The following is an 18,905-nucleotide window of genomic DNA, read 5'->3' as shown; positions in this document are numbered from 1 at the left end:
CTGTTTACAGGCTCAGCATGTGCATCAGCAGGGCTCTCGAAGCAGGAGCACTGAAAACGACAAACTGAAAACTGAAAACTCATTTTACAAGTTGTTCGCTGGTTTTGCCAAAACGGCGCTCCCGGCGCTGGTAACTCAGAATAGCTTCGTACAAATGGTTCTTTCGGAAATCGGGCCAAAGCACATCCGGCATGTACAATTCCGAATACGCCAATTGCCAGAGCAGGAAGTTACTGATCCGCATTTCGCCACTCGTCCGGATCATCAGTTCCGGGTCGGGCATGTTGCGGGTAGTCAGGTAGTTTCCAAACGTCTCTTCCGTGATACTATCGGGCGAGAGCGTTCCCTGCTGGGCTTCGGTCGCAATTTGCCGTACGGCTTCCAGAATCTCCCAACGTCCGCTGTAGCTCAGGGCCAACACCAACGTCAGGCCGGTATTGGCTTCGGTTGCCTGCATGGCTTCCTGTAGCTCTCGCTGGCAGTCTTTGGGCAGGCTTTCCGTATTCCCGATGGTACTGAGCCGAACGTTATTTTTCATCAGGGTTTTCATTTCTCCCCGAATCGTATGAACCAGCAACTGCATGAGGGCGTCAACCTCTAACTTGGGGCGGTTCCAGTTTTCGGTCGAAAAGGCGTACAGAGTCAGGTATTTAACACCCAACTCAGCGCATCCTTCTGTTACCTCCCGTACTGCCTGTATGGCGTTACGATGGCCAAATACCCGGGCAGCTCCCTGCTTCTTGGCCCAGCGTCCGTTTCCATCCATGATAACGGCTATGTGCTGTGGCAGATTGCTGGGATCAATGTGTTCCTCCATGCAGAAACCCTACTTTTAAGATAATTTAACAAGCTGTTACGCCGTTTATTAGGCGCTGAAAATGAAAGGGCAAAAGTACACAAATGTACGACCAATTGAAACAGGAGATTTCACTACTGAATAAATAGAGAATTCGTTTCTTTGGCCTTTTTTTAGCGGGTTACACAAATTTGGGCCCTCTTAGCATCTTTTTTGTTAGAAGTGGCTTATAACCGAAAACAACCTAACAATTATGCGTTCTACCCTGCGCGTCTGGAGTTCTGTGCTGAGCCTGTTACTGGTGCTTGGCTGTTTGATCGGCTGCGATAAAAGCACCGAAGAGGCTACCCCTAAGTCGGTTAGTGAACTGATCGGGCAAGATGCCTCGTTTAGCCTGCTGCGTGCCGCCGTGCAACGGGCCAACTTATCGGACGCACTCAAAGCCACCAACCTGACGGTATTTGCCCCGAACGATGACGCTTTCAAAGCGGCTGGCTTTGCCGACATTGCGGCCGTTAACAATGCCCCCGTAGCCCAGCTGGAGCGAATTGTGAAATACCATCTGTTCAACGGTATTGTGAAGTCCGATGCCCCGCAACTGGGGGCTAACACGCCGGTACAGTCGGTAGAAGGTAGCACGGCCTACATTTCGCGCATCAGCAGCGGAAGCGCCACGGGCGTCACTATCAACGGAGCGCGGGTGGTTAAGGCCGATCAGGAAGTAGCCAACGGCATTGTGCACACCATCGACCGGGTGTTGCTGCCGCCCGCCAACAACATTCTGAGCGCGTTGCAGGCCGATCCGGCCAACTTTTCGCTTGTGGTGGCGGCCATTAACCGGATTCCGCAGTTAACCGCTCTCCTGAGTGCGACCAACTCGCCCAACGGGCCGGTTACGCTCTTCGTGCCCGACAATGCGGCCTTCACGGCTGCTGGTTCGCCGTACACGTCGCTGGCGGCTATCAACGGAGCTACGCTGACGGCGCTGACGAGCCTGCTCAGCTACCATGCTACCAACGGGCTGCTGTTTTCTGATCAACTGGCGGCCGGGCAGCTTAGTACCCTCAATCCGGCTTCGGCACGGCTCACCATTGCCATCACCAACAATGTCCCCACCGTGAAGGGAAACCAGAATACGAGCCCGGCAACCATTAAACGGGCCGATATCATCACCAACAACGGACTCATCCATGTGGTTAGTCAGGTGCTTCGCCCATGACCTTCCGCAATAGCATGTTGACATTACTGGGAGTTGTTATCATCATCGCTCTGGGAGCGGTAGGAATGGGCTTTTGGGTATCGGGACCCCGGTACAGTGGGCCAATAACCGATCATTTCGACGGACGTGAGTTCCGTAACCTACCCGATGCAGACGGCAAACCGGTTGAGGCTAAGGGGTTCCGGGAGGTGATTAGCTGGCTCTTCACACGGGAGCGTACGGAGCCCTGGCCCGCGTATCATAACGACCCACCCGCCCCGGCGCCCGCGCCACGCGTGGGGGGCGATTCGGTGCGGGTTACGTTTGTGAACCACTCCACTGTACTGCTACAGTTTGATGGTCTGAATGTGCTTACCGACCCGGTTTGGTACGAACGGGTGAGTCCGTTTCAGTTTGCGGGCCCCAAGCGGAACCGTCCGCCCGGAATCCGGTTCGAGGATCTGCCCAAAATCGACCTGATTCTGCTGAGTCATAATCACTGGGACCATCTGGACATTGGGACGGTGGAGAAAATCTGGGCCCGCGACCAGCCCCGGCTCGTTTGTCCGTTGGGCGTGAAAGCGTTTCTGGAACAAAAAGGCTACGAAAAAGTAACCGAACTCGACTGGCGACAGGCGTATATGTTCGATGCCAATACCACGATTCACTGCGTACCGGCCCAGCATTTCTCAGGCCGGGGCCTGTTCGACCGGAACGCGAGCCTGTGGGCGGGCTTTGTGATTGATAGTAAAGTGGCCGGTAAGCTCTACTTTGTGGGCGATACTGGATACGGGCCGTTCCTGAAAACGACTGGTGAGCAGTTTGGTCCGTTTCGACTGGCGTTGGTGCCCATCGGCGCCTTTAAGCCGGAGTGGTTTATGGCCCCCATTCACGTGTCGCCCGAGCAGGCCGTGCAGCTCCATAAAGATGTCCGATCGGAGCAAAGTGTGGCTATCCATTTTGGTACGTTTCCGTTGGCTGACGATGGTGAGGAGGAGCCCGTTGAACAACTCCAGAAGGCACTGCGCCAGCATCAGATTGACCCGGCCAAGTTTCGGGTGTTGCGAAATGGAGAAGGTCTGACTGTCGACTAATTGACAAAAGTTTTCCCCGGATGCCAACCCTTTTGCATTAAAACGGGTCCTGAATACGTATTTAGTTGCAGAGGGCCTTTGTTGGGGTCTGTCTGCTAAATCATAACGTTTAATCAATGAATCGTTTTTTTGTATTTCCGCTGGTTGCGTTGCTGTGTTCGATCGGCCTGATTTCCTGCATGTCCAACGATTTTGTGGACTCCAATCAGGTGGCAGCCGACAATGACGCCAGCATCCGTCAGTACATTACCAAGCAGTCCAACGCGACCAGCTACAGTATGTCGGCGTCGGGGCTTCATTATGTCATTCTGAACCCAACACCGACTTCGAAACTGCCGTCGGTTGGCGAAGAGGTGACGTTTTCGTACGTGCTTTATAACCTGGCAGATCAGGCTCTCGATAGCTCCAAAGCAAGTCAGCTGCCTTCGTTTACGTTTGGGTTGAACGTGTTGCTGCCGGGCCTGCAGGAGGGTCTTTCGTACATGCGTGTGGGCGAAACGGCCCGGTTGCTTATTCCGTCGCATCTGGCGTACGGAAGCCAGGGGCAAACCTCGCCCCCGGTGGCAGGTAACACCCCGATTCGGATGGACGTGAAGCTCGTAAGTTCCCTTACTGAGGATCAGCAGATCACGAATTATTTGAGCTCTACGGCGCTGACAAGTTCGCTCTCACTGACGGCTCCTCCCACAGCAGTGCAAACGCCCACTGGGTTGCGTATTATTAAAACCGTAACCAATCCGACGGGAGCTTCGATCACGGCCGGACAGTCGGTTACGCTTAACTATTCGGGATTGGGCCTGCGCTCACTGACGCCCTTCGACAAAGTAACGGATGGCTCATTCTCGTTTGTGGTCGGCCGCGATCCGTTCATTACTGGCTTTACAGAAGGTGTACTTCAGATGCGGGTTGGCGAAAAAGCAACGATTATCTTCCCGTCTACGCTCGGATACGGAACGCAGGGGTCCCGCAACGCGAGTGGTCAATTCGTTGTTCTTCCCTACAGTCCGCTCCGCTTTGACATAAGCGTTCTGGGGACTAAGTAGTTATACGGTTACACATTACATAGTAGTGGGTAATTGTACTTCCTGTTATTGAAATATGAAAAAAGGAGGCATTAGTCTCCTTTTTTTGTTTTATGTGTTCACGTTTGGGCCGTTCAATCAGGAAAGATCACGAAATCGGCTTTTTCGTAAGTTAAAAAAATCCATGTGCGAAACTATTCCGTTGGTATGGGCAGCTAGCTGATACACGGTTGGCCTTACTTATCATCTTTTCGTTTATGGAAAACAAAACCAATCTACTTATCCGGTCCAAGACGGTGGATTCGGATAGCCGTCGTCGGTTTTTACGCTATGCGGGCTTCTCGGCGGCTACAGCAACCACTATTCTGGCCGCCTGCGAGAATGCAGCGATGGAGCCCTCTACACTGGGCGAAGGAACGGGCGCCCGGGTTGCTGCCGACGGATCTATCGACCTGGGGTCGGGCGATGTGGGTATCCTCAACTACGCCTATGCCCTCGAACAGTTGGAGTACGCTTTTTATGCGCAGGTGATTGCTACGCCCTTTGCGGGAATGAGCAACATGGAGCGCATGATTCTGACCGATATTCGGGACCACGAAAAAGCACACCGCGATTTTTTCCGGGCGGCTTTGGGTGCTGCAGCTATTCCGGCTTTATCCGCCAATTTTGGTGCCATCAACTTTAATGACCGGGCTAGTGTACTGAGCACTGCCCGCACGTTTGAAGACCTCGGAGTGTCGGCCTACAACGGGGCGGGTAAGCTGCTGAGCAGCCCCCTGAACCTGTCGACGGCGGGTAAAATTGTTTCGGTAGAAGCGCGTCATGCAGCCATCATTCGCGAATTGCTGGCTCCATTTACAACGTCGTTTGCCGGTGATGATGTGGTAACAAGCGATACGGGCCTCGACGTAGTCAACATGCCAGGTACCGTTCTGGCGGCTGCACAGCCATTTGTCGTACAGACTATTACGGCCAACAATCTCCCAACCATGTAATCCCGGACAGACATGAATCTGCAAAACTTATTCAATGCTTTAGAAAACGTAGATCCTGAGATCTACGATCGCGTGAAGCACGTTTCACGCCGTCAGTTGTTTAGCTTCGGAAAAAAAGCGGCTCTGGTAGCTGCTCCGCTGGCCGTTGCTTCATCCATCAACAAAGCCTACGGGCAGTCGATGCCCGACCGTACGGTCGAGGTACTCAAGTTCGCTCTGGTGCTGGAATACCTGGAAGACGAGTTTTACCGGCTTGGCCTGAACACACCGGGTCTGATTCCGGCTCAGGATCGGCCCATTTTCGCGCAGATCAGCAAACATGAGGCTTCGCACGTAGCGCTGCTGCGTACTGCCCTTGGTGCTGCTGCCGACCCGAAGCCCAACTTTGACTTTACGGCTAAAGGAGCTTTCCCAACGGTATTCTCCAACTATCAGACGTTTACGGCTCTGGCCCAGGCGTTTGAAGATACGGGTGTTCGGGCCTACAAAGGTCAGGTCGCTAACATTGGCCAGGACCCTGTACTCGAAACCGCCCTCCGGATTCACTCGGTAGAGGCACGCCATGCGGCCCGTGTTCGTGTGCTGCGGGGTATGAAGGGCTGGATCTCGGGTATGGAAGGTTTCCCCGGTGCGGTATATGCCGGTGAGCAGGCCACTCGTGAGCGCGAAGTAGATGTGCCCGGTATCTCGGGTGTATCGGCTATGGGTGTTACGGAGGCTTTTGATGAGCCACTGACCAAAGATCAGGTGCTGGCTATTGCGCTGCAGTTTGTACGCTAATAGGCAATCCGATTTTGTCTGTCCATAAAAAAGGCAGCTCCCGGTCGGGAGCTGCCTTTTTTCGGATAAAACCGGGTGGCTTATGCCGACAGTTTGGCTTGCAACGCTGCGTCGAGGGCTTCGAGGAAGTCTTCGGTATACAGGTAGTGCTCACCAGCAACCAGCTTGGTACCCGCCGGGAATGCCGACAGGGCCAGGTCTTTGGTCATCTTGCCGCTTTCCACAACCTCTACGCACACTTGCTCCAGTGCATCGGCGAAGTCGATCAGGGGCTGATTGTTGTCCAGCTTGCCCCGGAACGCCAGACCGCGGGTCCAGGCGTAGATAGAAGCAATCGGGTTGGTTGAGGTTTTGTTGCCTTTCTGGTACTCGCGGTAGTGCCGGGTTACGGTACCGTGGGCGGCTTCGGCTTCCATAGTGTTGCCATCGGGCGTAACCAGTACCGACGTCATCAGGCCGAGTGAGCCAAAGCCCTGCGCTACGGTATCCGACTGTACGTCGCCGTCGTAGTTCTTACAAGCCCACACAAAGTTACCTTCCCACTTCAGGGCCGAGGCCACCATGTCGTCGATCAGACGGTGCTCGTACTGAACACCTTTGTCTTTAAACTCGGCGTCGTAAACCTCCTGGAAGATGTCTTTGAAACGGCCGTCGTATTTTTTCAGGATGGTGTTCTTCGTTGAGAGGTACACCGGCCAGCCTTTTTGCAGACCCATGTTGAAACAGGCTTTGGCAAATCCACGAATCGACTCGTCGACGTTGTACATACCCATAGCCACACCAGCCCCTTTGAAGTTGAACACTTCATATTCCTGCACGGTGCCGTCTTCGCCTTCGAACTTCATGGTCAGCTTACCAGCGCCTGGTACCAGAAAATCGGTAGCGCGGTACTGATCACCAAATGCGTGACGACCAACGATGATGGGGGCCGTCCAGTTGGTTACCAGGCGGGGTACGTTGTTCATAACGATAGGCTCGCGGAATACGGTACCGTCCAGAATGTTGCGGATTGTGCCGTTGGGCGACTTCCACATCTGCTTCAGACCGAACTCCTTTACGCGGGCTTCGTCGGGGGTGATGGTCGCACACTTGATACCTACGCCGTATTCTTTGATCGCGTTGGCCGCATCGATCGTTACCTGATCGTTCGTTTCGTCGCGGTATTCAATACCCAGGTCGTAGTATTTAATATCAACGTCAACATAAGGCAGAATCAGCTTGTCCTTAATGAACTTCCAGATGATGCGGGTCATTTCGTCGCCATCCAGTTCGACAACCGGATTCGCCACCTTAATTTTTTCCATGCGAATTGTTTATAAAGAATTGGGAACGAAGCAAAAAATCGTCAGGCAGGGGTTGCCTGTGCGGTGCAAAAGTAGTGAATCAAAGGCAGACCCGCCAACCTCCGGCTAAAGTCGGCACTAAATGACAACAGGCCCCTGACCGGAGTCGGAGCCTGCTGCAAACGGGTTAAGGTAGTGTGGTTAAAATTTGTAGGTCAGCGTGGTGAGCAACTGCCGGGGCGGAATGGGCATGATGCTGTACCGGTCGTGAATGAGGTAGTTCAGGGTATTGGTCAGGTTCGAAACCTTTACCAGCAGCGACACGTGCTGGTAGGTGTACCCGGCCGTGAGGTCGAAGGTGGTAAAGCCGTTCAGAGGTATCAGTCGGCTGAATGCGGGCGTTTGGCCCACTGTATTGTTGTTGCCGCCGAACCGCGCGCCCGTGTAAAAAGCCGATGCACCAAGTTTCAGCCCCCGTAGCACCGTGCGGTCAAGCGTGTAGAACACCGTAGCGTTGGCTGTGTGGGCGGGGTTGTTGGTGAGCCGCTCGCCCAGAACGGGTGCCCCTTTCACGTTGGCACTGCGGGTGTACCGCATGTAGTTGTAGCCGTAGCCGGTGATAAAGAAAAAGTTTTTCGAGAGGTTGCCCGTGAAATCGATCTCCAAACCGTCGCTTGTGGTTTGGCCGGTCAATTCGCGCACGTTGGTATCGGTATTGGGCGTACCATCGAGTTTGAACGGGGCTATCTGCGCAAAGTTGCTGTTGATGATCCTGTACACGCCCAAGTTGGCCGTAAACCGCCCGTTGAACAGCTCATTTTTTATCCCGGCTTCAAACTGATCGACGATCGACGGCGCCAGGGCCTGCCCGTACACATCGACTCCCGTATTGATAAGGAAGTTATTGGCGTAGCTCGCAAAGACCGTATTGCTGGTGGTGGGTTGGTAAAGCACGGCAACCTTTGGCGAGAAGGCCCGGTCGTAGCGAGTGGCTGCCGGGCCAGGGGTTGTAGTCTGGTTACGGAGGTTCAGAATAGACGTTTGTCCGGTTTTCTGGTACGACCACCGTAAGCCCGCCAGTACCTTAAACTTTGTGCTGAGGCTGATTAAATCCTGTACGTACGCGCCAAACCGGAACGAGGGGGCCGTAGTTTGGCTGATGGCGGTAGCCGTAGGAATATCAGTCCGGGCTTCGTACTTGGCCGGGTCAAGGATATTGATTTTGTCGTAGGTGGTTACGCCCACCCCGTTGCTGGTTATAGTAAACGAGTTGCTTACGCTGCTGATCTGGATCAAGTCAGTTCCTACCAGCACCTGATGCCCAATGCCGCCCGTGCTGAACCGTCCATTCAGGTTCAGTTGGCCCGTGTAATTGTATTCTTCGGTTTTGGTGCGGCTCAGTTGGCGGCTCCAGTCACCGTTCGGCAACACGTTGTTGTTGGGAACCCCGGCCCCGTAGGCACTCACCAGCGTGCTTTGCGCCGATGTGATGAGGTTCAGTTTCCAACGGTCGCTGAAGCTGTGGTCTACATTGACCGAGCCGCTCGTTTGCTCCAGGTTGTTGTACGCCCAGCGGGTGTTGATAAACCGCGACCGGGGGATATTGGTCGGAATAACGGCGTCCTGGTTGGCGTTGAGGGCACCCACACCGTTGTCGGGCGTCAGGTTCGATTTGAGGTAGTCGCCCTGTAGGAGTATCGTTGTTTTCTGGCCCAGCTTGTACAGCAGCGAAGGGTTTACGTACAGCCGCTCGGTTTTTACCACATCCCGGTAGCTATCGGCCTTCTCGTACGTACCCACTACCCGATACGCCAGATTCTTGCTGATGGGTCCATATACATCAACAATGGGTTTGTAGAGGTTGTAGCTCCCGTACCGCATCGATACCTCGCCCCCGGATGTGAATTTCGGCTTTTTGGTAACCATGTTGATAATTAAGCCTCCCGAAACATTGCCGTAGAGCAGGGCTGCGCTTCCCTTAAGCACCTCCACCGATTCGAGGGTACTGGCTTCGGGGAAACCCGCCGAGTTGGTAATCGTACCGTTTTTGAAGATGCTGCCGGCGGCTCCGGCAATACCAATGCTGTATCCGCGCGCCGAAAACGTTTCGGCAACCCCACCCCGCTGTTGCGTCAGCGACACTCCACTAACGTTTTTGATGGCATCGCCCAGCCGTGAAATCTGTTGATTTTCGAGGACCACCCGATTGACAATCCCGCTCATCTGCGGCATGTCGAGCGGGGTAGTCCCGGCTTTCCCAACCGAAACGGTTTTGTTGTATCCCGTCACGACCACTTCGCGCAATTGGGCAGTGCTTTCGGTCAGGGCAAGTGTAATCGGCGTCGCCTGACCGGCCGTTACGGTGATGGTAACCTCCTGCGGTTGCAGACCCACGTAGCTTGTGCGCAGTGTGTAGGACCCTGGGGCAATATTTCTGAGTAAAAAAGAACCGTCTTCTGCCGTAGTGGCGCCCTTCTGTATCTCCTTTAGCTCTACGTTGACAAACGCGGCCGGTTTGCCATCGCTGCTGGTTACGACACCTCGAATGGCACCTGCTACCTGCGAAGAAGCCGGAGAGACGCTTAGCCAAAATAGGGATACAAAGAGGAAGGTAAAAGTATATATAGCCCGCATTGTTTAGAATTGTTATAAACAGAACAAAGGTAGATAGGTGGAGTTGGTAATCAATATTTATTTAGACAAATTATTAATAAATCGTTGGGAGAACCCATAAGGATTAAGATGGCTGGCGTGATAAATCGGATAAAAGGGTAGGTTTTGTGTTGGAAAACCTATTTTTACTCGAATAACGTAGTATCAAAAAGATTGAAAACCCTATAAAATTTGGAAGCAATGAAAAAGCTATATTGGCCTTTGTTGTGCGTTATGGTGTTGTTACCTGGCGTATCAGTCGGGCAGAAAAAGAAGGTGATCTCTTCAAAAGATCCGGTCGAAAAACTGAAGCTGGAAGCCGTTGCGGCTGTTGAAGCCCGGAAAGTACAAGCGCAGCAAATAAACGATCAGCTGTTTAGTTTTTCGGAATTGGGATTTCAGGAAGAAGAAACCTTTACGTATCTGACCAGCCTTCTCGAAAAAGAAGGGTTCACCGTTCAGAAAGGCGTTTCGGGGATGCCTACTGCCTGGATTGCTACCTGGGGCAGCGGAAAGCCCGTGATTGCTATCGGCTCCGACGTTGACTGTATCCCGAAAGCGAGCCAGAAACCGGGCGTTGCCTACAAAGACCCGATTGTGGAAGGGGCACCCGGTCATGGTGAAGGACATAATTCGGGGCAGGCCCTCAACATTGTAGCCGCGTTGGCCGTGAAACAACTCATGGAGCGCGATAAGATTCCGGGGACGCTCATGATTTGGCCGGGCGTAGCCGAAGAACTTGTGGGGGCGAAGGCATTTTATGTGCGCGATGGCTATTTCAAAAACGTGGATGCCTGCATTTTCACCCATGTGGGCAACAACCTGAACGTGTCGTGGGGCGATGCGGGCAACAACGGGCTGGTGTCGGTCAAGTTTACGTTTGAAGGGTCGGCGGCTCACGCGGCCGGAGCGCCCTGGCGGGGTAAAAGTGCGCTCGATGCCGTCGAACTGATGAATATCGGCTGGAATTTCCGGCGTGAGCATCTGGAGTTGAGCCAACGTTCACACTATGTCATTGCCGACGGGGGCGATCAGCCAAACGTGGTTCCGTCTAAAGCGGCCGTATGGTACTACTTCCGGGAGCGGAGCTACCCCAAAATCAAGAAGCTTTTCGAAACAGGCGTCAAGATGGCCGAAGGGGCTGCTTTAATGACCGATACTAAGTTTACCTACGAGATTTTGGGGTCGGCCTGGCCGGGGCATTTTAACCGACCCATTGCCGAAGCGATGTATAAGAATATTCGGCAGGTGGGGTTACCAAGTTGGTCGGAGGAAGATCAGTTGCTGGCTAAAGCGAGTCAGATGGAGCTACAGGCCCTCAACATAAAAGGACTGGCCACCAAGCTTGATACCATTGGCTTACCGGCCGAATTGGCTCCGCCGACTCGTATGATGGGGGGCGCTACGCTCAATTCAAACGCCGGCTCCGATGATATTGCCGATATTTCGTGGTCGCTACCAACGGTGGTACTCCGCTACCCAAGCAACATTCCCGATCTGCCGGGTCATCACTGGAGCAATGCCATTTCAATGGCGACACCCATTGCACACAAGGGCATTGTGGCGGGGGCCAAAGTAGAGGCTATGACTCTGATTGATTTGTTGCTGAAGCCCGAGATTATCCAAAATGCTTGGGCTTATTATAAGGATGAGCAAACGAAAGAGCAGAAATACACACCCCTGATTTCTCCCAAGGAGTTCCCGGCAACGTATCTCAACCAGAAAATCATGGCTGAGTTTAAGCCGAAACTAAAACCGTTTTACTACGACCCCTCGAAGTACAAAACCTATCTGGAACAACTGGGTATTCAGTACCCAACCCTGCGCGACGATCAACGGGCGGCTCTGAAGCAACAGGAGAGTAAAGGGAAATAATTGGGGCTAAACGAACGTGAAGGAAGATAGCTGACGCGTGGGCTTTCGACAGGCTCAAGCTGACTATGAGCTCAAGAGTCGCAGGTCAGCCTGAGCCCGTCGAAGGCCCATGCGTCAGCAACTATTTATGGTACAGATATTTGTAATGCATATCGTCCATGACTCGCGTAAATAACTAAATAGGCTGACCGATGCATCGGTCAGCCTATTTAGTTATAGAGGTAAACTTATTTATTCGAGATGCCGTGATAAAAATCCGGCTCGACATAATCGGTACGGAGCGGATGCCCCTCCCAGTCTGTGGGGAGCAAAATTCGGCGCAGGTCGGGGTGGTTGGTGAACCGGATACCAACCAGATCGAAGGCTTCGCGCTCGTGCCAGTCGGCAGTGCGCCAAAGGTGGCTCAGTGTAGGAAGTTCGGGTAACTGCCCGGTTGTGGTATGGCGGGGTAACTGCACTCGAACCATGAGCGTGTGCTCGTACGGAATCGACGTGAAGTTGTAAAAAACCTCCATCGTGTCGGCCTGGGGGCCGTTGTCAATGGCAGTAAGGCAGGCCAGTTGGTCGAAAAATAGGTTCTCGTCGTCGCGCAGAAACGTACACAACCCGATTAACTGATTGGGCTCAACATTCAGGTAAGGTTGCGCATTCGTGCTGTTGACCGTAACCGGAAAACGGGGCTGAATCAGATCGACAAGTTCGGGAAACGTCATGGGGTTTGAACGGGTAAAGTGCAGTCGAATCAGCTGGCCGTGGGGGCTGGTGCGTCGGGGACGGGTTGCGGTTCGGCCGACAATGTCTCTTCCGTGGGTTGATCGGGCGTTGAGGCAGCTTGCGGGGCCGATGGGGCACCCGTGAGTGGCTTCTCCTGTTTTATCTTTTCCTGTAACTTCAGAAAACCGTCAATCAGCGCTTCGGGGCGCGGGGGACAGCCCGGCACATACACATCTACCGGGATAATTTTATCCACACCCTTTACCACATGGTAACCGTGTTGCCAGTAAGGACCTCCGCAGTTGCTGCACGACCCCATCGAGATCACATACCGGGGTTCGGCCATTTGCTCATACAGCCGCCGAATCCGGTCGGCCATTTTGTAGGTCACCGTGCCCGAAATAATCATAATATCAGCCTGCCGGGGCGAAGGACGGGGGAAAATTCCGAAACGTTCCAGGTCGTAACTCGACGCCATCGACTGCATCATCTCAATGGCGCAGCAGGCCAGCCCAAACGTCAACGGCCATAACGACGACGCCCGCGACCAGTTGAGGAGGTCTTCGGAGTGCATCAGCATAACACCGGGATCGGCAGTTTTCTGGTTTGGCGCAGAGGAGGTCATGAGCTCGTTGTTTTGAAAAATAACGCCAGCCGAAAGGCAAAACGTTCTGTTTGGGCCGCGAGAATTATTGCTCCCGAAACGGCGGGTCTTCGGCATACGCCCGCGTGAAGGGGCGTAATTGCCGTTCCAGGCTGAGTACGCGGTCGTCGGTGTCGGGCGGGCGAATCTGCTGCCGGGTGGCTCCGCCCAGTACCGAGCCCAGGAAAGCCCCTGATGCTCCGAGCGTGGCTGCCGACAGTGCAATGGAAAGCCCACCCATAACCGGCGAACGGAACGCACTTTTCTGACTACTCTGGTACGCCAGATACCCTCCCAGAGCGGTGCCGATGAGTGCCCCCGCCCGGATAGACCGACGTTTATCGATCCGCCGGATGACCACCCGCTGCACCTGATCGAGCGGTACGATGTAGGAGTTCAGGCGTGTTCCCCGAAAATAGAGTGGGTCAGAAAGAACAAACGTGAGCGAACCGTTGATTACCTCATCGGGTGTGCCCCGAACCCGACCGCCATCGGCCAGGTACACAATCGCCTGATAGGTAGGTGTTGAAGTCCGTTGTGCCAGGGCGAATGACGATAGCGACACGGAAACCAAAACTGAGCCGATGAGCCGAATCATGATTTTGGGCGGCTGCTACTGTACTTCTCATTGACCTGCCCATACAACGAGGGAGGTACCTTAGAATCGGTAGTTGGAAGCTGAGGTTGTGGTTTCACCCAGTCGAGGTAACCCTTGGCCCAGGCGTAGGCTAGCCCCAGGGCCAATAGTCCTACGAATAGAAAGGCTTCGGTCAGGGCAAACCAGCCCCACAGACCATCGGTTTGGGCGATGAGGTTACGCTGCCCGAATACCGTGGCCCACGGAAACAGAAAAACCAGCTCGACATCGAACAGGACAAAAATAAGGGCCACCACGTAGAACCGGGCGTTGAACTGAACACTGGCGTTGCCGATGGGTTCTTCGCCCGATTCGTAGGTGCTTAATTTCTCTGGATTTGGACGATCGGGCCGTAGAAAACTGGCCAGAAACAACACCCCGCCAATGAACGCGAACGCGGCCACGATAAACAGGAAGATTACGCCGAAATCGGAGAGCATAAGCGGTAACGAGGTTATTTCTTCTTGTAGAAGTTGTACACGATCGACAATTGCAACACGCGGTTGCGGTAGTCGACGTTGAGGGCCGGGTCGGAGGGGGGCGCTACGTTTTTCAGACCGTAAACGTACCGGAGCTGGAGACTAAACTTGTCGAGCATATCCAGAAAATCGTAATGAGCCCCTACGGCAAGGCCAATGTCCTGCTTGCGGCCGGGGCCATTGGGTGTATCGAAGGCGTAGCTAAACTCGGGGCCGACTTGTAGCGTGATGCCCTCGGTCGGGATATAGCCGAACATGACCGGCACGCTCAGGTAATTGAAGTTATTGCGGGTAGTTTGGCGGCCACCTACCCGCTCAGTCACAAACGTGCCTCCTTTCAGACTAATTAGCACTTCGGGCTGAATCACAAACTGATTGAGCCGTAGCCGGTACATGCCGCCCAGGTGGTAGTCGAACTTCCGGCGGGGGCTGTTGGGGGTAATCCCCGAAACCCGCAAAGTCGTTACAGAAGGACCGGCTTTGATACCGAAATGGCCCGAAATGTTAGATTCCTGGGCTACTGCCAGAAAAGGACAAGTCAGAAAGAAAAGAATGAGGAGTCGAAAAATGCGCATGAAAACGGAGTTGAAAAGTCATTGACCTTTCTGTAACGAGTTGATAGGCGCAAAATTGGTTAAAAAAAGTTAATTCAAACGCGGATCAACCGGGTAGTTGGCCATTGCTTTAAACTCACCCCCCATGCTTTTCAGGATTCCGCGCCAAAACTGGTCGGCCGGGGTGTCGAAGAGGAAGGGGGCTTCGCTGCGGGCAATGATCCAGGCCTTCTCGGCCAGTTCGCTTTCCAACTGTCCTTCGCCCCAGCCCGAATACCCCACAAAAAAGCGAATATCGGTCTCGGGCAGGGTGCCAATGTTGATGGCTTGTTTTACCTGCTCAAAATCACCACTCCAAAACAGTCCTTCACCCACCCGAATAGAACCGTCGATCAGATCGGGTCGGCGATGCAGGTAATGTAAGGTGTTTTGCTGAACCGGCCCGCCCAGAAAAAGGGGATATTCGGCGTACACATCGTCGATTACGTCGCTCAGATTCAGGTTGGTTGTCTGGTTCAGCACCAGACCAAATGTACCTTCATCGCTATGCTCGCATACCAGTACCACGCTCCGCTCGAAGTTGGAGTCGCCCAGAAAGGGCTCGGCAATCAGCAGGCTACCATTGGTGACAGTTGATATCTTTTTCATGGCTTGGACGGTTCAATGAGTAATGTACAGAAAAGCCGGTCATGGGGTTTGAATCACCAACGAAAATTTACCGAGTGAGCGTATTTGTATACCGCAGAACAACCGGCTTGCCCGCTACTTTTTCGAGCATCGGCCGGAGAATTTTGTCGGCGTTCTGTCGGGTTTGTGCCAGAATACCGCTGTTGAGGGCCGCCTGCCGGATTTGAGCTTCTGCCTTTTGGTAGGCTCCATCTACCAGTGCCGATTCATCCAGAAACCCGTACTCTGTATCGTACACTTTCGATTGATCGTGGTTGATTTTCCAGTTGCACAGTTCGGGTTGCGGTAAATGCACGACCACCGTGTCACCGGTTTCAATATCGGCAGCTGTCAACCGGGTGAGGTCGAGGCAACCGGTGGCTTCTCCCTGCACAATCAGTACGGCACGGGCATTGGGCAGCATGGTCCGGGGTTGGCTGTGCTCCACAATGTCTTTAAAGGTATAACGAACCAGTTCCAGTTTGCCTAGTGCAGTAACCTCTTTCAGCACTACTCCGCCGAGGTTCTGATTGCCTCGGGCAAATCGCGCGAAAAGAGGCAATGGCCGCAAAAACTCCCAAAGCGTGAGTACCCCGATAACCAGCAGAGCAACAACCAAAAAGCGGGCGAATGGACGGTAGAGCATAAAATTGGTGGTCAATAAAAAACCCGAACCGGTAACGGATCGGGTTCTGTATAACAAACAACTTTTGTTCAGGATTAATTGCGAGGGGCGTCGGCGGGTTGCTGCTCCAGATTAAACAAATCGTTGAGCACATCAATCAGCGTTTCGGCTTCGCCCCGCTTGCAGGCAGCTTTGAGTTGCAATACCGGCAGTTTAATGATTTTCTGCATAATGCCCCGCGTAATCTTGTCTACTTTGTCCGACTCTTCGGGGGTCATGTTTTTCAGATACCGACCTACTTCTTCGCGCCGAATCTGCTCCAGAGCATTTTTCAGCTTGTTAATCGTGGGCGATACCATCATCTCCTTCGACCAGTCGCCAAACTCAACCACAGCCTGCGCCACAATGGCTTCAACCTGTGGGATAGAGGCCACCCGGCGGTTCAGGGCTTCGTCGGCCCGGTTCCGAATATGGTCGATGTTGTACAGCAGTACACCCGGAATCTGCTCAATGCCGGCATCTACGCTACGTGGCACCGAGAGGTCAATAAAATATTTGTAGGTCAGTACCGAGATTCCTTTCAGCAGCTCAGGCGTGAATAGGGGCTCGTCGCGCTGCACCGATGAAATGATCACATCTGCCCGTTCGAGTTCGGCGGTGAGCTGATCAAAATCGGCCAGTTGGAAACCGTACTGCGTGGCCAGGGCTTCGGCCTTCGACCGGGTACGGTTGCAGAGGGTAATGTTCTTGAGATCGCGATCGGCGAGGTTCTTACAAACATCGGTACCAATCTCGCCCAAGCCAACTACCAGAATGCGGGGTTGGGCCTGATGCCCCACCAACTCGTCGATCAGATCGACGGCGGCATACGAAACCGACGCGGCTCCGTCGCGGAATGAGGTCTCCTGCGCAACCCGCTTGTTGGTAAAGAAAACCGTGTGCATGAGCCGGTGCAGAAATGGCCCGGCCATATCCATATCGGCCGACCATTGGTACGCCTGCTTTACCTGATTCGGGATCTGCATGTCGCCCACTACCTGCGAGTGTAAACCAACGCAGACTTCGAAAAGGTGGCGAACGGCCGTCAAATGATCGTCAAAAAACTGGAAATAAGGCAGGTATGCCTCGGTATCGGTCAGTCCTTTCTCAATCAGGACCAGTTGGGCAATTTCACGGTTCAGGTCCTGCCCGAAGGTATAATACACCTCCGTCCGGTTGCAGGTCGAAACCACCAGAAGCTCCGTTAGACCAAAAAAGTCGCGCAGGCGGAACATCAGCCGCTTGGCCTCTTCTTCGTTGAGTGCAATTAGCTCGCGTACCGACAAAGGAGCGGTTTTGTGGGACAGGCTAATTGATTTAAAATTATCGAACATACCTCAGAATCACTTCACCACACAAAATTACACCATGATTATGGGACGATAAACACGTCGGGACTCTATGCTTGTTATTTAGAATCTATTTAAACAAGCTGCCAGTATCTGGCTAATATCCTATTTTCAACCAGAACAATTGATCGGGGGCCCACGTTCGTTTTTTACCAGAATCTAATGTGGTTTACCGGAATAGCCTTTTCAAACATACGCAGGAGGTTGCGCCAAGCCCTTGATTTTCGGGTAAAGGTGCTAAAATGCCCGGCCCAGTCGTTACTATTGCTTGTTGAAGTGTTTAAACAGATCCATGCTGAAGTCATTCGATATTTACAGCCAGAATAATATACTGAAGATCATTGTGGCGCTTAACCTACTGTTGGTGGGATCGGGGGCTTTGATTTTCATCAACCGAATTATCAACAAGCTGGAAGATCGGGAGGAGCAGTATGTGCAACTGTACGCCCGGGCGCTTGGCTACGTGCAAACCGCCGATGTCAATACAGACGTAAACTTTATTGTGCAGGAAGTCTTGGTGGCCAATAAAACAATACCGGCTATCTATGTCAACGAGCAGAATGAGCCGGCTTATAAGTTGAATATCGACATTCCACAAGACCTCTCTGCCGATGAGACAAAGCAATTTTTGCGGCAACAAATCCTTGAGATGCGAAAGAACCACTCGCCGATTCGGGTGGATTTGCGAGACGGCGACTTTGGCCTGGTGTATTACAACAACTCGACCTTAATTCGGCAACTCCGCTATTTCCCGTACGCCCTGATTGCTATTCTGACGGCGCTCGGCCTGTTAGCGTACCTGTCGTTCAGCTCGTCGCGCCGGGCCGAGCAGAATCGGGTTTGGGTGGGGCTTGCTAAAGAAACGGCCCACCAATTAGGTACCCCTCTGTCGTCGTTGATGGCCTGGGTAGAGTACATGCGCTCAGACCCTGAGCATTATGAGGAGTCGGTGACAGATGAGATTGAGAAAGATGTACAGCGTTTGAACACAATTACGGCTCGTTTCTCCAGCATTGGCTCTATTCCGACGCTAAAAGAGGAGAATCTGAACGAGGTGGTAACGCACTTCACCGATTACCTCGCCCGTCGAATATCGACCAAGGTAAAAATGACCGTCGAAAGCAATTTGCCCCCTACACAGGTGGTGCGAATAAACCGTTTGCTGTTTGAGTGGGTAATTGAAAATATCTGCAAAAATGCGGTTGATGCTATGGCGGGGGTGGGTGAGTTACGTCTCCGAATGATTCCACTCCATAACGACGAAGTCGCGATTGACATCAGCGATACGGGCAAGGGCATTTCAAAAGCGAACCTTCAGAAGGTGTTTGCTCCCGGCTACAGCACTAAAAAGCGGGGATGGGGGCTGGGGCTAACCCTGGCTAAGCGCATTGTCGAAGAATACCACAATGGTCGCCTTTTTGTCAAAAGCTCCGAAGTTGGTAAAGGCACTACGTTCAGGATTGTGCTGAACAAGGAGACATGAAATAAGGTAGGAAAGGAGAAG

The 18,905-nt window shown here is 53.2% G+C and carries 18 protein-coding genes; 7 read left to right on the top strand and 11 right to left on the bottom strand.

Annotated elements, in window-relative coordinates; translation table 11 throughout:
• Positions 1-79: 79 nt before the first annotated feature.
• Positions 80-817 carry an isoprenyl transferase gene (locus F5984_RS08100; protein ID WP_019989025.1) on the bottom strand — a complete coding sequence of 246 codons (738 nt, stop codon included), beginning with the start codon at positions 815-817 and terminating at the stop codon, positions 80-82.
• Positions 818-1,049: 232 nt separating this feature from the next.
• Here F5984_RS08100 and F5984_RS08095 point away from each other — a divergent pair, with 232 nt between their 5' ends.
• From F5984_RS08095 to F5984_RS08075, 5 genes are all read left to right on the top strand, one after another.
• Positions 1,050-2,015 (top strand): fasciclin domain-containing protein, encoded by a 966-nt coding sequence (locus F5984_RS08095; protein WP_152123730.1) that lies wholly within the window; start codon positions 1,050-1,052, stop codon positions 2,013-2,015.
• Between the two features lie 14 nt (positions 2,016-2,029).
• Entirely contained in the window at positions 2,030-3,088 is a 1,059-nt protein-coding gene (locus F5984_RS08090; protein WP_246168864.1) for an MBL fold metallo-hydrolase, read from the top strand.
• Between the two features lie 116 nt (positions 3,089-3,204).
• Positions 3,205-4,131, top strand: coding sequence for an FKBP-type peptidyl-prolyl cis-trans isomerase (locus F5984_RS08085; protein ID WP_152123728.1), 927 nt, complete (start codon positions 3,205-3,207; stop codon positions 4,129-4,131).
• A gap of 236 nt (positions 4,132-4,367) precedes the next feature.
• On the top strand, positions 4,368-5,105 hold the full coding sequence (locus tag F5984_RS08080; RefSeq protein ID WP_152123727.1) for a ferritin-like domain-containing protein: 738 nt from the start codon (positions 4,368-4,370) through the stop codon (positions 5,103-5,105).
• A gap of 12 nt (positions 5,106-5,117) precedes the next feature.
• The gene (locus F5984_RS08075) at positions 5,118-5,885 is read left to right on the top strand and encodes a ferritin-like domain-containing protein (RefSeq protein WP_152123726.1); all 768 of its coding nucleotides are present in this window, start codon (positions 5,118-5,120) and stop codon (positions 5,883-5,885) included.
• An 80-nt stretch (positions 5,886-5,965) separates the two neighbouring features.
• Here the strand turns inward: F5984_RS08075 and F5984_RS08070 are convergent, their stop codons facing one another.
• Both F5984_RS08070 and F5984_RS08065 read right to left on the bottom strand, forming a co-directional pair.
• Positions 5,966-7,189, bottom strand: coding sequence for an NADP-dependent isocitrate dehydrogenase (locus tag F5984_RS08070; protein ID WP_152123725.1), 1,224 nt, complete (start codon positions 7,187-7,189; stop codon positions 5,966-5,968).
• A gap of 180 nt (positions 7,190-7,369) precedes the next feature.
• Positions 7,370-9,802, bottom strand: coding sequence for a TonB-dependent receptor (locus F5984_RS08065; RefSeq protein ID WP_152123724.1), 2,433 nt, complete (start codon positions 9,800-9,802; stop codon positions 7,370-7,372).
• 219 nt (positions 9,803-10,021) lie between these two features.
• Between F5984_RS08065 and F5984_RS08060 the strand changes: the two genes are divergently transcribed.
• Entirely contained in the window at positions 10,022-11,695 is a 1,674-nt protein-coding gene (locus F5984_RS08060; RefSeq protein WP_152123723.1) for an amidohydrolase, read from the top strand.
• Between the two features lie 227 nt (positions 11,696-11,922).
• Here the strand turns inward: F5984_RS08060 and F5984_RS08055 are convergent, their stop codons facing one another.
• The 8 genes from F5984_RS08055 to hemA all read right to left on the bottom strand — a co-directional run bounded on the left by F5984_RS08055 (position 11,923) and on the right by hemA (position 17,386).
• Entirely contained in the window at positions 11,923-12,408 is a 486-nt protein-coding gene (locus tag F5984_RS08055; protein WP_152123722.1) for an NADH-quinone oxidoreductase subunit C, read from the bottom strand.
• Positions 12,409-12,437: 29 nt separating this feature from the next.
• A complete protein-coding gene (locus F5984_RS08050; protein WP_221412958.1) occupies positions 12,438-13,034 on the bottom strand; it encodes an NADH-quinone oxidoreductase subunit B in 597 nt (198 codons plus the stop codon).
• 64 nt (positions 13,035-13,098) lie between these two features.
• The gene (locus F5984_RS08045) at positions 13,099-13,650 is read right to left on the bottom strand and encodes a hypothetical protein (protein ID WP_152123721.1); all 552 of its coding nucleotides are present in this window, start codon (positions 13,648-13,650) and stop codon (positions 13,099-13,101) included.
• Positions 13,647-14,129 (bottom strand): NADH-quinone oxidoreductase subunit A, encoded by a 483-nt coding sequence (locus F5984_RS08040; RefSeq protein ID WP_152123720.1) that lies wholly within the window; start codon positions 14,127-14,129, stop codon positions 13,647-13,649. The genes F5984_RS08045 and F5984_RS08040 overlap by 4 nt, the downstream gene beginning before the upstream one ends.
• Positions 14,130-14,143: 14 nt before the next feature.
• Positions 14,144-14,743 carry a porin family protein gene (locus F5984_RS08035; RefSeq protein ID WP_152123719.1) on the bottom strand — a complete coding sequence of 200 codons (600 nt, stop codon included), beginning with the start codon at positions 14,741-14,743 and terminating at the stop codon, positions 14,144-14,146.
• A gap of 69 nt (positions 14,744-14,812) precedes the next feature.
• Positions 14,813-15,370 carry a YqgE/AlgH family protein gene (locus tag F5984_RS08030; RefSeq protein ID WP_152123718.1) on the bottom strand — a complete coding sequence of 186 codons (558 nt, stop codon included), beginning with the start codon at positions 15,368-15,370 and terminating at the stop codon, positions 14,813-14,815.
• A gap of 67 nt (positions 15,371-15,437) precedes the next feature.
• Positions 15,438-16,034, bottom strand: a complete 597-nt coding sequence (locus F5984_RS08025) for a DUF4230 domain-containing protein (protein ID WP_152123717.1) — start codon at positions 16,032-16,034, stop codon at positions 15,438-15,440.
• 74 nt (positions 16,035-16,108) lie between these two features.
• Positions 16,109-17,386, bottom strand: coding sequence for a glutamyl-tRNA reductase (gene hemA / locus F5984_RS08020; protein WP_027303060.1), 1,278 nt, complete (start codon positions 17,384-17,386; stop codon positions 16,109-16,111).
• 307 nt (positions 17,387-17,693) lie between these two features.
• Between hemA and F5984_RS08015 the strand changes: the two genes are divergently transcribed.
• Positions 17,694-18,884: a sensor histidine kinase gene (locus F5984_RS08015; protein ID WP_152123716.1), complete on the top strand. Its 1,191-nt coding sequence runs from the start codon at positions 17,694-17,696 to the stop codon at positions 18,882-18,884.
• The last annotated feature ends 21 nt before the right edge of the window (positions 18,885-18,905 follow it).

Origin of the sequence: Rudanella paleaurantiibacter (assembly GCF_009184635.1) — a bacterium.
Taxonomy (GTDB): Bacteria; Bacteroidota; Bacteroidia; order Cytophagales; family Spirosomataceae; genus Rudanella; species Rudanella paleaurantiibacter.
Note: the sequence above shows the minus strand (reverse complement) of the source record. Positions and strands in the feature narration are given on the sequence as shown.

What these genes read in the sequence shown, in the direction of transcription:
- F5984_RS08100 (WP_019989025.1), bottom strand. Translation starts at nt 817, where the DNA reads ATGGAGGAACACATTGATCCCAGCAATCTGCCACAGCACATAGCCGTT.
- F5984_RS08095 (WP_152123730.1), top strand. Translation starts at nt 1,050, where the DNA reads ATGCGTTCTACCCTGCGCGTCTGGAGTTCTGTGCTGAGCCTGTTACTG.
- F5984_RS08090 (WP_246168864.1), top strand. Translation starts at nt 2,030, where the DNA reads ATGTTGACATTACTGGGAGTTGTTATCATCATCGCTCTGGGAGCGGTA.
- F5984_RS08085 (WP_152123728.1), top strand. Translation starts at nt 3,205, where the DNA reads ATGAATCGTTTTTTTGTATTTCCGCTGGTTGCGTTGCTGTGTTCGATC.
- F5984_RS08080 (WP_152123727.1), top strand. Translation starts at nt 4,368, where the DNA reads ATGGAAAACAAAACCAATCTACTTATCCGGTCCAAGACGGTGGATTCG.
- F5984_RS08075 (WP_152123726.1), top strand. Translation starts at nt 5,118, where the DNA reads ATGAATCTGCAAAACTTATTCAATGCTTTAGAAAACGTAGATCCTGAG.
- F5984_RS08070 (WP_152123725.1), bottom strand. Translation starts at nt 7,189, where the DNA reads ATGGAAAAAATTAAGGTGGCGAATCCGGTTGTCGAACTGGATGGCGAC.
- F5984_RS08065 (WP_152123724.1), bottom strand. Translation starts at nt 9,802, where the DNA reads ATGCGGGCTATATATACTTTTACCTTCCTCTTTGTATCCCTATTTTGG.
- F5984_RS08060 (WP_152123723.1), top strand. Translation starts at nt 10,022, where the DNA reads ATGAAAAAGCTATATTGGCCTTTGTTGTGCGTTATGGTGTTGTTACCT.
- F5984_RS08055 (WP_152123722.1), bottom strand. Translation starts at nt 12,408, where the DNA reads ATGACGTTTCCCGAACTTGTCGATCTGATTCAGCCCCGTTTTCCGGTT.
- F5984_RS08050 (WP_221412958.1), bottom strand. Translation starts at nt 13,034, where the DNA reads ATGACCTCCTCTGCGCCAAACCAGAAAACTGCCGATCCCGGTGTTATG.
- F5984_RS08045 (WP_152123721.1), bottom strand. Translation starts at nt 13,650, where the DNA reads ATGATTCGGCTCATCGGCTCAGTTTTGGTTTCCGTGTCGCTATCGTCA.
- F5984_RS08040 (WP_152123720.1), bottom strand. Translation starts at nt 14,129, where the DNA reads ATGCTCTCCGATTTCGGCGTAATCTTCCTGTTTATCGTGGCCGCGTTC.
- F5984_RS08035 (WP_152123719.1), bottom strand. Translation starts at nt 14,743, where the DNA reads ATGCGCATTTTTCGACTCCTCATTCTTTTCTTTCTGACTTGTCCTTTT.
- F5984_RS08030 (WP_152123718.1), bottom strand. Translation starts at nt 15,370, where the DNA reads ATGAAAAAGATATCAACTGTCACCAATGGTAGCCTGCTGATTGCCGAG.
- F5984_RS08025 (WP_152123717.1), bottom strand. Translation starts at nt 16,034, where the DNA reads ATGCTCTACCGTCCATTCGCCCGCTTTTTGGTTGTTGCTCTGCTGGTT.
- hemA (WP_027303060.1), bottom strand. Translation starts at nt 17,386, where the DNA reads ATGTTCGATAATTTTAAATCAATTAGCCTGTCCCACAAAACCGCTCCT.
- F5984_RS08015 (WP_152123716.1), top strand. Translation starts at nt 17,694, where the DNA reads ATGCTGAAGTCATTCGATATTTACAGCCAGAATAATATACTGAAGATC.